Origin of the sequence: Pseudomonas sp., from assembly GCF_050739655.1 — a bacterium.
In the GTDB taxonomy this organism is placed as follows: Bacteria; Pseudomonadota; Gammaproteobacteria; order Pseudomonadales; family Pseudomonadaceae; genus Aquipseudomonas.
On sequence record NZ_JBOIBY010000200.1, the window covers coordinates 1 to 15,329 of the forward strand.

The following is a 15,329-nucleotide window of genomic DNA, read 5'->3' on the forward strand; positions in this document are numbered from 1 at the left end:
GGAGCGGGCTTGCCCGCGATGGCGGTTTGTCAGCCGACAAAAATGTTGAATGTGCCGGCTTCATCGCGGGCAAGCCCGCTCCCACAGGGTCGGTGGTTAGCCGAAGAACCAGTAGCAAACCCCGATAGCGCCCAGTACCCCGGCCAACTCCGCCAACAACGCACAACCCACCGCATGCCGCGCGCGCTGGATGCCTACCGCGCCAAAGTACACCGCCAGAACATAGAACGTCGTTTCGGTACTGCCCTGAATCGTCGCTGCTACTAACGCGGGAAAGCTGTCCACGCCAGATGTCTTCATGGTTTCAATCAGCATCGCCCGGGCGGCGCTGCCGGAGAAAGGTTTGACCATCGCGGTTGGCAGCGCATCGACGAAACGCGTGTCCCAACCGGCCCATTCAACCAGATGACGGATGCCGTCCAGGCCGAAATCCAGCGCCCCCGACGCCCGCAGAACACCCACCGCACACAGCATCGCCACCAGATACGGCAGCAGACTCTTCGCCACGTCGAAGCCTTCCTTCGCGCCTTCGACGAATGCTTCATAGACCTTCACTTTGCGCAGCGCGCCGATGATCAGAAACAGCATGATCAAGCCGAACAGCGTCAAATTGCCGAGGATCGACGATAAACCCGCCAATGCCGCGGCCGACATCGTCCCCAGCAACGCCATGAAGCCACCGAGGATCAGCGCACCGGGAACCAGGTACGCCAGCACCACCGGGTCCCAGATGCGCAGGCGTTGCATGAAGGCCACCGCTAAAAAGCCGACGATGGTCGAGCAACTGGTGGCCAGCAGGATGGGCAGGAACACCAGCGTCGGGTCGGGGGCGCCTTGCTGGGCGCGGTACATGAAAATCGTGACCGGCAGCAGGGTCAGGGAGGAAGCGTTGAGCACCAGAAACAGGATCTGCGCGTTACTGGCGATGGTGGCGCTGGGATTGAGCTCCTGTAGGGCCTTCATGGCCTTGAGGCCAATCGGCGTTGCGGCGTTGTCCAGGCCAAGGCCGTTGGCGGCGAAGTTCAGGGTGATCAGGCCGATGGCCGGGTGACCAGGCGGGACTTCAGGCATCAAGCGCAGGAATAGGGGGCCCAGAGCCTTGGCCAGCCATTCGACGATCCCGGCTTTCTCGGCGATCCGCAGAAAACCCAGCCAGAGGGTGAGGGTGCCAAACAGCAACACCATCACCTCGACCGACAGCTTGGCCATCGCGAAGATGCTTTCCACCATCGCTGCGAAGATCCCGGCGTTGCCACCGATCAGCCACTGCGCCAGCGCCGAAATTGCGGCCACGATGAAGAAGCCAAGCCACAGGCCATTAAGCATCAGTCAAATCCCCCAAAAGATGCGCGAATGATAGCGGGGTGGCCAGAAACGACAAACCCCGGATTTCTCCGGGGTTTGTTGGTACGGCTGACTCGGATCACTGTGGGAGCCAGCCTGCTGGCGATGAGGCCGGTACATTCAACATCTCTGTTGTTTGGTACACCGCTATCGCCAGCAGGCTGGCTCCCACACAAAAGCCACCATAGGGTTAAGCTTAGTTTTTGGAAACTTCACCAACCGGCAATTTTTCCTTGCTGCGCCAGTGCGGCAGGGAGTTCCAGTAGCGCTGGCCCTTGGCATCGTCGTACATGCCTTCCCAACGCGCGATTACCAGTACGGCCAAGGCGTTGCCGATCACGTTCAATGCGGTACGCGCCATGTCCATGATGCGGTCGACACCGGCGATGAATGCCAGGCCTTCCAGCGGAATACCGACGCTGCCCAGGGTAGCCAGCAGCACCACGAAGGACACGCCCGGTACGCCGGCGATGCCTTTGGAGGTGACCATCAGGGTCAGGACCAACAGCAGTTGCTGGCTGATCGACAGGTCGATGCCGTACAGCTGGGCAATGAAGATGGCCGCGATACTTTGATACAGGGTCGAACCATCAAGGTTGAACGAGTAACCGGTCGGCACCACGAAGCTGCAGATCGCTTTCGGCGCGCCGTAGGCTTCCATCTTCTCGATCACGCGCGGCAGCACGGTTTCGGAGGAGGCGGTGGAGTAGGCCAGTACCAGCTCATCCTTGAAGATGCGCATCAGCTTGATCACCGAGAAGCCGAACAGGCGAGCGATCAGGCCCAGCACCACGAAGGCGAAGAAGGCGATAGCGAAGTAAACCAGGATCACCAGTTTGGCCAGCGGCAGCAGGGAGGCGAAGCCGAAGTTGGCCACGGTGACCGCGATCAGTGCAAATACGCCGATCGGGGCGTAGTTCATGATCATGTGAGTGACCTTGAACATGCTTTCCGAAACGCCCTGGAACATCTTCACCAGTGGCTCGCGCAGGTCGGCTTGCAGGCTCGACAGACCGAGACCGAACAGCACGGAGAAGAAGATGATCGGCAGCATTTCACCGCGAGCCATGGCCGCGAAGATGTTTGATGGAATCAGGTTGAGGATGGTTTCGATGAACGCGTGTTCATGCTGAACCTCGGCAGCTGTGGCCTGGTACTTGGAGATATCCACGGTACCCAGGGTGCTCATGTCGATACCAGAGCCCGGGTGGAACAGGTTGGCCAGCACCAGACCGACCAGAATGGCGATGGTGGTGACGATTTCGAAGTAGACGATGGTTTTCAGGCCGATGCGCCCGAGTTTCTTCGCGTCACCGACGCCGGCGATGCCAACGATCAAGGACGAGATAACGATCGGGATCACGATCATCTTGATCAGACGGATAAAGATATCGCCTGCCGGTTGCAGGACGTTGCTGATCCACCAGGCTTTCTCGGCACTGAAATGGTTAAGCAGCGCACCGATTGCAATCCCCAATACCAGACCGATGAGGATCTGCCAGGCGAGGCTAAGCTTTGCCTTCTTCATATTCTTTACCCTTACTTCAGTTTGACTCGAGCAGATGCATGAGCTGGATCGCTTGTGGCGAAAAACCAGTGCATCTGCCCCCGTATAAGGAGCCCCGGAGCGCTTGTTAGTGGCTCTCTGGCAGGCGAAAAAAGGCGCAACTATTCCGATGCAAGGAACCGACGTCTAATGCCGTAAACGCCTACCCTATGCCGAATCGGCATGAGGTTTTTATACTGAAACTGGCGTCCCAACCGGTTCGAATACGACATTTCGGCAGGCATAAGTGCCGTGAACCGGTCATCACAGCGCAGGCTGAGTGTTTTTTGATCAGCTGAAAATCAGGCTGATTTCGGGAAAATTCGACAGGGCGTTCGGAGAAATTACGACTGAGGATAGGCGATATTTCTGGATATACGGTCGCAGGCGAGACGCCGCTGATCGTATTTAACAGCGATAGTCGTCTGGATTTGAAGGGAGATGGAAGAAGTGTAGGGCATCGCTCTAGGTCAACACTTTGCCTATACAAGCTCTGCGCAAGTCCGTCGAACCATGATTGGCCGGCGAACCTGCGTCACAGCTTTTCCTGACCCGGTCCCTTCGCAGGCACTCCCTGTACCCGTAGGTCACTCCGCCCCTGAAACAGGCAGAACGTCCCGACCCCTTGGTCATGCACCGACCTTCCTCGGGTGGGCGCAAGGGGGAAAGAAGCAGTGCTTCTCTCTCGTGTTGCCAAATCAATACTCTTCCTTGAGTTTGTCCGTTAACAAGTCCTGCATACCTTGGAACGGAAGGCTCATGTTCAGCCTCGGCCGCGACGGCCAAAGAAGAAGGAAGCAATGAACATCACCAGGAACACGACAAAGAGAATCTTGGCGATACCCGTGGCGGTGCCCGCGATACCACCGAAGCCCAGTACGGCGGCAACAATGGCAATGATCAAGAACGTGATTGCCCAGCTCAACATGGTGATTCTCCTTACTCTTCTATTTAAAGGTGCCGCTTGTCCCGGCGCAGCGAACACGCCAAGTTCGTGAAGTTAGAAAACGAACCGTTCCTGACGGGGCATCTCATTCACAGGCTGTGCCTGGTCGACGTCCATCATCCGCATATCAGTCATCTTGCTATTGGCAGCGCTGAATTGCGTTTGGGTTGGGTGTTGAAACGATAGGCGTGGCGCTTCTTGCTGCTGGCTTTGTTCCCAGCGCAGCAATTGCTGACCGGCGATCAGAGTGACCAACAGCGCAAATACGCAGAACAGGCCTTGCTGAAGAAGCAGTGGCGAGAGACGTAAATGGGCGGCACGTTGACGGTTCATCCTGAGGCTCCTCCCACGCGGGGGGTAATCGGTTGAGGGCGATTGTTTTTGCCCTGCGTTACTCAGGATATTGCAGTGGTCATGCCAGCTTCTTTAATGAAAAAAATACAATTAAATCAATAGGTTGTGACGGTTGCGAAAACGCTCGGGTTGGCATCCTGCACGATGGCTCTATGCTTGGTCGTGCGTAATGCACGATTGATCTGAGAGCGTTGCAATATTTTTGAATTGAAAGGAGGGCGTAAGTGTCAGAAAAGGACGCGAGTTTTGTAGGCAATAGATAGTTGCCCCGGCATAGCGGTAAAGGATCAGACTAAAACCATGCAACTTGCCCGATTTTTCCGGGACTAATCAAAGATCATTCATTAAGGAGCGTAGGAAAATGGAGTCAGCTACGGAGCATCAAGGCCGTATTCTTCTAGTGGATGATGAGTCCGCCATCCTGCGTACTTTCCGTTATTGCCTTGAAGATGAAGGCTATAGCGTGGCAACCGCCAACAGCGCTGCTCAAGCCGAAGCGCTGTTGCAGCGTCAGGTGTTCGACCTGTGTTTCCTGGATTTGCGTCTGGGCGAAGACAACGGCTTGGACGTGCTGGCACAAATGCGTGTTCAAGCGCCCTGGATGCGAGTCGTGATCGTCACCGCACACTCCGCCGTGGACACTGCGGTGGACGCGATCCAGGCGGGCGCCGCCGATTATCTGGTCAAACCCTGCAGTCCTGATCAACTGCGCCTTGCCACTGCCAAGCAACTGGAAGTGCGGCAACTGTCGGCGCGTCTGGAAGCCCTGGAAGGCGAGGTGCGTAAACCCAAGGATGGTCTCGACTCCCATAGCCCCGCGATGAAAGTGGTGCTCGAAACAGCGCGTCAGGTTGCGGCTACCGATGCCAATATTTTGATTCTCGGCGAGTCCGGTACAGGTAAGGGCGAATTGTCCCAAGCCATCCACGGCTGGAGTAAACGCGCCAAAAAGTCCTGCATCACCATCAACTGTCCATCGCTGACGGCCGAGTTGATGGAAAGCGAGCTGTTTGGTCATAGCCGTGGTGCGTTTACCGGAGCCAGTGAAAGCACGTTGGGACGGGTCAATCAGGCCGATGGCGGCACGCTGTTTCTGGACGAAATCGGCGATTTTCCGCTGGTTTTGCAGCCGAAATTGCTGCGTTTTATCCAGGATAAGGAATACGAGCGGGTCGGAGACCCGGTCACCCGGCGCGCCGATGTGCGCATCCTGGCGGCCACTAACCAGAATCTTGAAGATATGGTTCGCGACGGTCGTTTCCGCGAAGACCTGCTTTATCGCTTGAATGTCATCACCCTGCATTTGCCGCCATTGCGCGAACGCCGGGAAGACATCATTAATCTTGCCGATCGCTTTCTGGCGCGTTTCGTCAAAGAGTACGCACGCCCGGCGCGGGGATTCACGGACGAGGCCCGCGAGGCAATGCTCGGCTACCGCTGGCCCGGCAACATTCGCGAACTGCGCAACGTGGTGGAGCGAGCGAGCATTATCTGCCCGCAAGAGCGAGTCGAAATCAGCCACCTGGGCATGGCCGAAGCGACGGTCAACAACGCCCCGCGCATTGGCGCAGCGCTGAGTTTGGACGAACTGGAGAAAGCCCACATCGGCGCGGTCCTCGCCACCGCCGGCACGCTGGATCAAGCGGCAAAAACGTTGGGAATCGACGCATCGACGCTGTACCGCAAACGCAAGCAGTACAACTTGTGAGCCGCCATCGATGAAACTGGCGATGAAGTTGCGGACCCGGCTGTTCCTAAGCATTTCCGCGCTGATCACCGTAGCGTTGCTCGGGCTTTTGCTCGGGCTGGTCAGCGTGATGCAGATGGCCGGAAGTCAGGAAGCGCTGGTGCGCAGCAACTTTATTACCCTGGATTTGGGGCTCAAGCTGCGCCAGACGCTGGGTGATCAGTTGGTCATCATGCTCAGCGAGCAGCCCGATAGCCAAGCCTTCGAAGCGTCCAAGCGACGTTACTTCGAATTGTTGGAAGAGGGGATTGCCCAGGAACCGTTGATCGAAGGCAGCGAGTACGGTTTCCAAAGAGCGAAGGCCGATTACCTGAGTTTCATTCAGGCCTACGAAGTGTCACCCGATCCGACCCACGTGTTGACGGGTCATGATGAGCTCACCGAGAAATTCAACGCGCTGCGCAATGGTTTGATCAATGAGCACAAGCGCGCCCTGGATAATATAGGTGCGAACGAGCGCCAGGCCCGTGAGCGCGCACTGCTGATTGCCGGCCTGCTCGGGTTGGTCGGGTTGGCGGTGTTGATTATTGGTTTCGTGACAGCTCATGCCATTGCCCGGCGTTTCGGCGGACCTATCGAAGCGCTGGCGCAAGCGGCTGACGACATCGGCAAGGGTAATTTTGACGTCACGCTACCGGTCTCTTCCGCCGTTGAGTTGAATCAGCTGACCCGGCGTTTCGGCATGATGGCCGAGGCATTGCGTCAACATCAGGCCACCAATGTCGATGAACTGCTGGCTGGCCAGCAACGTCTGCAGGCCGTACTCGACAGCATCGACGACGGCTTGCTGATGATCGACCGCCAAGGCCGTCTGGAACACCTCAACCCTGTGGCCCAGCGTCAATTGGGCTGGGAAAGGGATCGACTCGGGCAAGGCCTTGGTGCGGCCCTGCAACGCCCCGAGCTTGATGAACAGCTGCAGCTGGTGCTGCGCGGCGGTACGCTGGAGCGAGCGCCCGAGGACCTCAACGTCGAGGTCGATGGCGAAACCCGGTTGCTGACTTACAGCCTCACGCCGGTGAGCCACACCCAGGGCCATATTCTCGGTGCGGTGATGGTGCTGCATGACGTCACCGAGCAGCGCGCATTCGAACGCGTACGCAGCGAATTTGTGTTACGCGCCTCCCATGAGCTGCGCACACCGGTCACTGGCATGCACATGGCATTCGGGCTGTTCCGCGAGCGCGCACATTTCCCAGAGGACTCACGAGAAGCCGACTTGCTGGACACGGTAAACGAAGAAATGCAGCGCTTGATGCAGTTGATCAACGACTTGTTGAATTTTTCGCGTTACCAGAACGGCCTGCAGAAACTCACGCTGGCGCCATGCTCCATCGAGGATTTATTGCAACAGGCTCAACATCGCTTCAGCAGCGGCGCTGAAGAGCAGGGCATCGATCTTTTGGTCGAGGTGCAAGGGCCGCTGCCACGCTTGCAGGCTGATCAACCGCAACTGGATCGGGTGCTCGATAATCTGATCGACAACGCGCTGCGCCATACCGCTGCGGGAGGGCTCATCCGCTTGCAGGCGCGGCGCCACGGCGACCGGGTGATCATTAGCGTCGAGGACAACGGTGAAGGCATTGCTTACGGGCAGCAGGGGCGGATCTTCGAGCCTTTTGTGCAGGTGGGCCGCAAAAAAGGCGGTGCAGGGCTTGGCCTGGCGCTGTGCAAGGAGATCGTGCAGTTGCACGGTGGCCGGATGGGCGTTTATTCGCGGCCGGGGCAGGGCACTCAGTTCTACATGGCGCTGACGGTATAAGCGCTTTACGCCTCGTCATCCAGGCGCCGGTTGGTCAACCGACGGCCACGGGTAATCAGCTCGATGAACTGCACCGCGCTCAAGGCATGGGCGAATAGCCAGCCTTGACCGAATTTCACCCCTTCACTGCTCAGGAGCGCTGCCTGGGATTCATGCTCGATGCCTTCGGCAATCACCTTCAGATGCAGTGATTGCGCCATATGAATGATGTGCGGGGCCACGCCACTGCTGGCGGCGTCGTGACCCAATGCGTCGATGAAGGCCTTGTCTATTTTCAGGCAATCCACCGGTAGCGTTTGCAGGTAGGCAAGGCTGCAATAGCCAGTGCCGAAATCGTCGATCAGTACTTGATGCCCGACATCGCGCAACGCTTGCAGGTTTTCCCGAGCCACCACTACATCGATCAGGCCCCGTTCGGTTACCTCGAAGGCAATTTGCTTGGCCGCGACCCGGTGTAGCGTCAGCAGGCGCGCCATTACTTGACCGATGCGCGGCACCATCACATCACATGCAGCCAGGTTGACCGAGATGTAGAGCTGAGGATTGGCCCGTAGAAGTTGCCCTAACTGTTCAAGCAGGCGTTGCAGGACGAAGTCGGTCATTTGGCGAATCTGCCCGGTGTTCTCCGCCATCGGAATGAACAGGTCGGGGCTGGTGAGGGTGCCATCCGGCCTTCGCCAGCGCAGCAAGGCTTCGGCCCCGACGCAATTGCGGCTGTCGAGATCGAAGATCGGTTGATACAAGACCTGGAGTTCACCCCGGCGTATAGCGCCGGTCAGCTCGGCATCCAGCGACTGGCGTTGGCGCACCAGCAGAAACACCAGAAAACCTACACAAGATGCCAGCAGCAGACAGACCGGCAGCAACCACCACCAGACCGGCGGGATAGGTGTACCGCTGCGCGGACTGATGAGCACCAGTTGGTACTCCGGGTTATCGGTGGGCATGCGATAAATCAGGCGTCTTTGCGTGATTTGCAACGCTTCGCGATTTTTCGGTGGCCAGGCTTCGGAGGGTGGCCAGGATTGCGGAGCGCCCAGTACGGGAATCGCCCGTGTGCCTCGGTCGAGAATGACCAAAAGACTGCTGCCGGGTGACAGGTCAACCATGTCGGTCAAATGTCCGCGAGAGGTCGCGACCCGGAAGTTGCCGCGGCCGAGCATCAGGGCGGCGCGATTTTCATCGGGTTCGGTGGTGGTGTTGAGCCAATAGCTGTAGACCGGGCCTTTGATGTCCGCTGGCCGAGTCAGGGACAAGCCTACCTGGCGCGGGCGATTGGAGCAGATCCGCGAAGCGTCCATGTAGGCCGCTTCGTACACGAACCGATAGTTGAAACTGACCTGCTGCAAGGTAGCGATCATTTCGTCATCGCAACTTCTCAGCGGTTGGGCTTCCAGATCGTCGAGGCTCTCGCGCAATTGGCCGAAAAGCTGTTCCAGGCGGGCGAGAAAACGTTCGCCCTGAGCGTTCATTTCCGAGCTTTCGTGCTGTTTGACCTGATGGATGGCGACAAAATAACTGCCAGTCATCATCAATGTTGCACTCAAGACAGCAGCAAGCATCGCCAAAAACCAAGGGCGATAGAACCAGCTACGGAAGGTCGCTCGAGCAACGGGCATGTGGGATATCCGACGAATTACCAATGAGTTATAGCTGCTGATTGGGAATCGTGCTCACCGTCGGGCGAGCGTCATTATTTTGTCTGGTTCAACACCTGAAGCAGTGCTGCCGTTTGCGCATCCGGCGTGCCATCGAAGCGGGACGGGCGGAAATGCATCTGAAAGGCGGCGATGACATGGCGCGTTGCAACGTCCAGTTCACCGGTCTGCGGCGTTTCGTACCCCATGCGTGCCAGCTGCGACTGGAACCAGGAAATGCTTGGCAGTTGTGCATCGAACAGCGCTTGTTGCCGGGCTACGGCCTGTTCGTTTGGCCAAATGCCAATACCTTCGGTGGCCAAACGTTTCCAGGGGAACAGCGGCCCCGGATCAAGCTTGCGCAGCGGGGCGATATCGCTGTGGCCGATGATGCTGCGAGGGCTGATGTTGTAGCGCTTGCTGATGTCCTTGAGCAGGACGATCAATGACTGGACCTGTGCTTCGGAGTAGGGATACCAGAGGCGCCCGGACGGGGAGTCCTTGAAGCCAGGATTAACGATTTCAATACCGATGGAGCTTGAGTTCAGCCAGGTGCGGCCTTGCCATTGGCTTTCCCCCGCGTGCCAGGCCCGCAGGTTTTCGTCCATGAGTTTGTAAATGGTAGCGTTCTTGTCGTCGCCGATCAGATAGTGGCTGCTGACTTCGCCGTGGGTCAGCAATTGCAGCGAGCGCTCCATCGATGCGGTGGTGTAATGCAGCACGACAAACTGGATGCGGCTGTCGTGGTTGGCCGATGGATGACTGGTATTGAAACGGGGGCCGCTGGCGCAACCGGCCAGCAATATGAACGACAGGATTAGGACAAAATATTTCATGGCGGAAGGCGATACACGCAAGACAGTAATGCAACAGTGTAACGTACTGCCTTGCGCGCGGCGGCCAATCGCGACGATTTAAACAAAATGGAACAATTGGTGTCAGCCCAGTTCCACCCGGTTTCGTCCGCCATTTTTTGCGCGATATAGCGCCTGATCGGCTCTTTTGATCACAAGATCGCTATGCTCGCCGGGTTTGAATGCTGTGAGTCCCATGGAAATCGTGATCGTCACCCGCTCTCCCTTGAAATGGAACGGGCAGGCTTCAATGGACGTTCGCAGGTGCTCCAGCAGTTTCTTGCCGGCGGCCGGCACTGTGGACGGCAGCAGAAGGACAAATTCTTCGCCACCGAACCGGGCAATGAAGTCCGTCCCCCGCAGACGCTTACGCAGCACCGTAGCGATGATTTTCAGCACTTTGTCACCCGCCAGGTGACCGTAGTTATCGTTGATGCGTTTGAAGTGATCAAGATCAAGCATGGCCAGCATCAGCGTATTACCGTGCTGCTGCCACTGGCCGATTTCGTGTTCCAGTCTTTCGCTCCAGGCTGCCCGGTTGGGCAAACCGGTCAGCGGGTCGATCAAGGCTTTTTGGCGCTGCTCTTCAAGGTGCTCGCGAAAGCCCAAGGCCTCCTGCTCCATGTGGGCAACCCGCTCGGCCAGGCTTTGCAGGCGTGAGGCCACCTCTCGCTCGCGCTCGTCGCGCTGCTTGCGGTGCTCGTCCATGGTGCCGAGCAAGCCTTCCAGATGGTTTTCCAGAACGTGCTTGAGGTCATCCAGATCCGATGCCTCGTGCATGCTGTTTTGCAGACCGTCGACTTGTTCGCGGATTTGCGTATCCAGCGCATGGGCTGCAGAACGGCTGTCGGCATGATCGGCACTGGCAGCTTGCAGGTTGCTCTGGAATGACTCGAGCCGTTCGTTGAGACGTTGTAAATACACCTCGAACTCATGCTGACCGCTGTCGGAGATCGCCAGCATCAAGGTCGCCAGATCGTCGAGGATCGGCAGCAGTTCGTACCAGTTCAAGCCATTTTTCAACCGGTCGCGCATCGACTCCGCTTGTGGGCGATGGCGCTCGGGTAGCGTGAGATCGTCGAGCAGGCCGAGAAGCGTTTCTTCAATGTGTTTGGCCACCGAACTGTAGGACGGCTCGGGCGAGTCCGGCAGCGCGTAAAACATGTCGTGCCCGACCAATTGCGGATCGACTGCTGGTTCGACCGAAGGCTGTGACGGGATGTCGGCCAGCGGTGCAGGGATCAGCTCGTCGGGATTGATTGCCGCCTCAGCTTGAGGTGCTGACTCAATGATGAAGTCTGTCGGTTCTTCGGACGGGTCTTCAACATCAGTGTTATGCACCTGTGGCGATTGTTGCGATTCAACGGGCGACGCAATGGTGCCGGGTTCCTCAGCGTCAGGTGATATCTGGGTCGTCTGTGGCTCGCTGGCGGAGGTGGATTCGATCGCAGGCTCCACGTACGCCTGAGCGGCGGTGGATGGGGGTTCGCTGGTGGCTTGTGCGGCTGCGGTAGCAGGTGGCGCCGAATCGGGCTCGGCAGGTGGTGCGAAAGTATCTGGCGCAGACGCATTGGCGAGCTGTGGAGTTGCCTCATCGGCTTCGCGGTGACCGAACAGACGTTGCAACAGGCCGGGGCGTTCGGGTTCTGCGGGGCGCTCCAACTGGCCCAAGGCTTTGCCTTGCAAGCCGCTCAGCTCGCTGAGCAGCAACGGAATTTCGCGGGCCTGGCTGACACGACTGTCCAATTGTTTGGCGAAATTCTTTAGCGGGCGTCTCACCTCCCGCGGCAATGGCAATGTTTGCAGTTGAGTGACCAGCGCCGTCAGCGCCGCGCTGGTCTGATTGATCCGGGTTTCCCGACGCTGCTCGGAGTCGAGCACGGCTTTTTCCAAGCGCGGGAGCAGGGCGGCCAGGCCAGCGTCCATATCGTCGGTGCGCACGACTTCACGCATTTCCTTCATGCATTGATCAACGGTGCGGTCGGTGCCTTCTGCCGCCAGCGTACTGCGCACGAGCCCACGACGCAGCAGGTCGAGCCGGGCGTCCCAGCGACGTTCGAGCTTTTCCTGTTGTTCGATGCTTTTGAGGTACTTCTCTTTCCAGCGCTGTGTTTCGTCGCTCATTCATGGGATCCGCGATGGGCAGGACTCAACGCGGGCAATGCATCGGCCGTGAGCGAACCCGGCAGACGAATCTCTACCGCGACCGGCAGGTGATCGGAAATGGGTTGAGCCAGTACCTCGACCTTCTCAAGGGTCAGGGACGGGCTCAGCAGAATATGGTCCAGACAGCGCTGCGGGCGCCAGCTGGGGAATGTCGCTTCCAGTTGCGGGGCGAGCAAGCCAAGGTCACGCAATGGAGAGTTTTGCAGCAGGTCACTGGCATGGGTATTCATATCCCCCATCAAGACCTGATGTTTATACCCGTCGATGACTTCGCGGATGTAGGCCAGTTGCAGGCTGCGTGTGCGTGCGCCCAGGGCCAGATGCATCATCACCACCACCATGGCTTCCGGGCCTTCGCCGAAGCGCACCAGAATCGCCCCGCGACCTTTCGGCCCCGGCAGCGGATGATCTTCGATCGCCCACGGACGCAGTCGGCTGAGCACGCCATTGCTGTGCTGGCCGAGGCGACCGAGGTTGCGATTGAGTTGTTGATACCAGTAAGGGAAGGCGCCGAGGTGGGCCAGGTGTTCGACTTGATTGACGTAGCCTGAACGCAGGCTACCGCCATCAGCTTCCTGCAAGGCGACCAGATCGAAGTCTCCCAGCAGATTGCCGATCTTTTGCAGATTATCGGCACGCCCCGTATGCGGCAGCAGATGTTGCCAGCCGCGGGTCAGGTAATGCCTGTAACGCTCGGTACTGATACCGACCTGAATATTGAAACTGAGCAAACGCAAACGGCTGTCTGCGGGCAGGCCCGTCGATTCCAGGTGGTGCTCGTTGACCCGCGGATCATGCAGGCCAACGACGCGTTCAGTACCCCAGCGGCGCATGGCAGTGGCTCACGCTTAGTTGGCGGCAGCCTTGTTAGCCGCTCGCTCTTTTTCGATCAGTTTGTCGGCCAGTTGCAAGGCTTGCTCGGCACCACCGGCAGAGCCCACATCGAAGCGGTACTTGCCGTTGACGATCAAGGTTGGAACGCCGGTGATTTCATATTTTTTGGCCAGGTCAGTGGCCTTGACGATCTGGCCCTTGATGGCGAAGGAGTCAAAAGTGGCCAGGAACTTGTCCTTGTCGACGCCCTGGGTGGCCAGGAAGTCCGCCATGTCATTCTTGTCGGTCAGTTTCTTGTGTTCTTTCTGGATGGCTTCGAACACGGCAGCGTGGACCTTGTGTTCAACACCCATGGCTTCCAGGGTCAGGAACATCTGGCCGTGGGCGTTCCACGGGCCACCGAACATGGCAGGGATACGAACGAAGTTAACATCCGATGGCAGCTTCTCGACCCAAGGGTTGATCACCGGCTCGAATGCGTAGCAGTGCGGGCAGCCGTACCAGAACAGCTCCACCACTTCGATCTTGCCTGGAACAGCGACCGGAACCGGATTGCTCAACTCGACATAAGGGGCGGCAGGGGTTTCGGCGGCCTGGGCAGTCATGCCGAACAGGCTGGCAGCGGCAAAAACGGCGCTGATGATCAGATTACGCATGCTTTACTCCTGGACAAATTTTATCGCCTCGCGCGGCCTGTCTTCAGACGGGTCTCAGCGGGCCTGAGTTCTGTAGTGTAACGGCAGCGGCCACAAAAAAGGGCGGCCAAAGCCACCCTTTTTATACTTGCTGCGGCGGATTAATCGAGCGTTAACGTTGCAAGAGATCCATGCCTTGCGTAGCGCCCGATTCGTCGGCCTTAGTGCAGGCCCTGAATGTAGCTGGACACTGCAGCGATGTCTTCATCGCTCATCTTCTTGGCAATACTTTGCATTGGTTTACTGTCGCCGTCGTTGTTCCGGCCACCTTCTTCCTTGCGGAAGTCGGTCAGTTGCTTGGTAACGTATTGAGCGTGTTGGCCGCCCAGGTGCGGGAAGCCGGCAGCGGCGTTGCCCGCGCCATTTGGCGAATGGCAACCGGTGCAGGCTGGCATGCCCTTGGCCAGGTCACCGCCTCGGAACAGGGCTTCACCACGCGCCACGACTTTAGGGTCGGCTGCACCGACGCTGCCTTTCTGGCTGGCGAAGTAAGCGGCGATGTCCGCCAGGTCCTGATCGCTCAGGTTGGTCAGCAGGCCGGTCATTTCCAGAACGGTGCGCTTGCCCGACTTGATGTCGTGCAGCTGCTTGGTCAGGTAGCGTTCACCTTGGCCGGCCAGCTTTGGAAAATTAGGCGCCATGCTGTTGCCATCCGGGCCGTGGCAGGCGCCACAGACGGCGGCCTTTGCCTGGCCTGCGGCTGCATCGCCAGGTTTTACTGGCTCACCTGCGGCATAGGCAGCGCCGGAGATCCCCACGGTCAACAGCAGACTCACGATCAGTTTGTTCATCAGCTAATCCAACTACGGCTAAGGGTTAAAGAGTTATGGACCGGGTTTACTCGCTCATCCATTGGATGATGGCTTGGTAATCCTCGGCACTGCAGTCCATGCACAAACCACGCGGCGGCATCGCCTTGAAACCCTGGGTCACGTGTTGCACCAGCGTTTCCATACCTTTCGCCAACCTCGGCGTCCAAGCTTCCTGATCGCCCTTTTGGGGCGCCATGGGTAGTTGGCCGGAATGACAGGCACCACAAACACGGTTGTACACAGCTTCCGGATCCTGTGTAGCCTGAGCGCTGTAAAGCGGCATCAGGACACCGGCAGCTAGCAGCCATTTCGTCATAAAACGACCTTTTCAGGGTTGAGAGCGTTCTGCGTTCTAATGCGCAATCAAGGTCTATCGCTCCCGTGAACTTCATCCTGCGTTGGGACAAAGCGCACACAAAATCTGCGGCATTATATACTGGCGTCACTGAAACGGAAGCGACACTGCTTGCCGGGCCCATTCCAGGCGCCGCCCACATCGGAAATCCCATGCAACTCAAGAATCCCATCCTCGGTCTGTGCCAACAGTCCACCTTCATGCTCAGCGCCGCCAAAGTCGACCAATGTCCGGATGACGAGGGCTTCGAAGTCGCCTTCGCCGGGCGTTCCAACGC

At 58.2% G+C, this 15,329-nt stretch carries 13 protein-coding genes and 1 pseudogene; 3 read left to right on the top strand and 11 right to left on the bottom strand.

Going from position 1 to position 15,329, the window contains the following annotated elements; genetic code table 11:
- Positions 1–96: 96 nt before the first annotated feature.
- The 4 genes from ACRESJ_RS09530 to ACRESJ_RS09545 form a co-directional block, all read right to left on the bottom strand.
- Positions 97–1,326 (bottom strand): nucleoside recognition domain-containing protein, encoded by a 1,230-nt coding sequence (locus ACRESJ_RS09530; RefSeq protein ID WP_431757689.1) that lies wholly within the window; start codon positions 1,324–1,326, stop codon positions 97–99.
- Positions 1,327–1,540: 214 nt separating this feature from the next.
- Entirely contained in the window at positions 1,541–2,872 is a 1,332-nt protein-coding gene (gene gltP, locus ACRESJ_RS09535) for a glutamate/aspartate:proton symporter GltP (protein WP_431757690.1), read from the bottom strand.
- Positions 2,873–3,653: 781 nt separating this feature from the next.
- Complete coding sequence (locus ACRESJ_RS09540; protein ID WP_003170804.1) at positions 3,654–3,818, bottom strand: DUF1328 domain-containing protein; 165 nt, start codon at positions 3,816–3,818, stop codon at positions 3,654–3,656.
- 72 nt (positions 3,819–3,890) lie between these two features.
- A complete protein-coding gene (locus ACRESJ_RS09545; protein WP_431757691.1) occupies positions 3,891–4,169 on the bottom strand; it encodes a hypothetical protein in 279 nt (92 codons plus the stop codon).
- 382 nt (positions 4,170–4,551) lie between these two features.
- On the opposite strand from ACRESJ_RS09545, the gene algB reads away from it, so the two are divergent.
- Entirely contained in the window at positions 4,552–5,898 is a 1,347-nt protein-coding gene (gene algB / locus ACRESJ_RS09550) for a sigma-54-dependent response regulator transcription factor AlgB (protein WP_431757692.1), read from the top strand.
- A gap of 10 nt (positions 5,899–5,908) precedes the next feature.
- Positions 5,909–7,699, top strand: a complete 1,791-nt coding sequence (locus tag ACRESJ_RS09555; protein WP_431757693.1) for a KinB sensor domain-containing domain — start codon at positions 5,909–5,911, stop codon at positions 7,697–7,699.
- Positions 7,700–7,704: 5 nt separating this feature from the next.
- On the opposite strand, the gene ACRESJ_RS09560 is transcribed toward ACRESJ_RS09555, so the two are convergent.
- The 7 genes from ACRESJ_RS09560 to ACRESJ_RS09590 all read right to left on the bottom strand — a co-directional run bounded on the left by ACRESJ_RS09560 (position 7,705) and on the right by ACRESJ_RS09590 (position 15,013).
- Complete coding sequence (locus ACRESJ_RS09560) at positions 7,705–9,318, bottom strand: EAL domain-containing protein (RefSeq protein ID WP_431757694.1); 1,614 nt, start codon at positions 9,316–9,318, stop codon at positions 7,705–7,707.
- 74 nt (positions 9,319–9,392) lie between these two features.
- Positions 9,393–10,172 carry an N-acetylmuramoyl-L-alanine amidase gene (locus ACRESJ_RS09565; protein ID WP_431757695.1) on the bottom strand — a complete coding sequence of 260 codons (780 nt, stop codon included), beginning with the start codon at positions 10,170–10,172 and terminating at the stop codon, positions 9,393–9,395.
- Positions 10,173–10,274: 102 nt separating this feature from the next.
- Entirely contained in the window at positions 10,275–12,314 is a 2,040-nt protein-coding gene (locus ACRESJ_RS09570) for a diguanylate cyclase (protein WP_431757696.1), read from the bottom strand.
- A complete protein-coding gene (locus ACRESJ_RS09575; RefSeq protein ID WP_431757697.1) occupies positions 12,311–13,189 on the bottom strand; it encodes an endonuclease/exonuclease/phosphatase family protein in 879 nt (292 codons plus the stop codon). Before ACRESJ_RS09575 ends, ACRESJ_RS09570 begins: the two co-directional genes overlap by 4 nt.
- 15 nt (positions 13,190–13,204) lie before the next feature.
- Positions 13,205–13,846, bottom strand: a complete 642-nt coding sequence (locus ACRESJ_RS09580) for a thiol:disulfide interchange protein DsbA/DsbL (RefSeq protein ID WP_431757698.1) — start codon at positions 13,844–13,846, stop codon at positions 13,205–13,207.
- Positions 13,847–14,046: 200 nt separating this feature from the next.
- A complete protein-coding gene (locus tag ACRESJ_RS09585; protein WP_431757699.1) occupies positions 14,047–14,676 on the bottom strand; it encodes a c-type cytochrome in 630 nt (209 codons plus the stop codon).
- Between the two features lie 46 nt (positions 14,677–14,722).
- Complete coding sequence (locus ACRESJ_RS09590) at positions 14,723–15,013, bottom strand: c-type cytochrome (RefSeq protein WP_007947948.1); 291 nt, start codon at positions 15,011–15,013, stop codon at positions 14,723–14,725.
- 191 nt (positions 15,014–15,204) lie between these two features.
- Here ACRESJ_RS09590 and ACRESJ_RS09595 point away from each other — a divergent pair.
- A pseudogene (locus ACRESJ_RS09595) lies at positions 15,205–15,329 on the top strand (ribosome biogenesis GTP-binding protein YihA/YsxC); the annotation flags it as partial.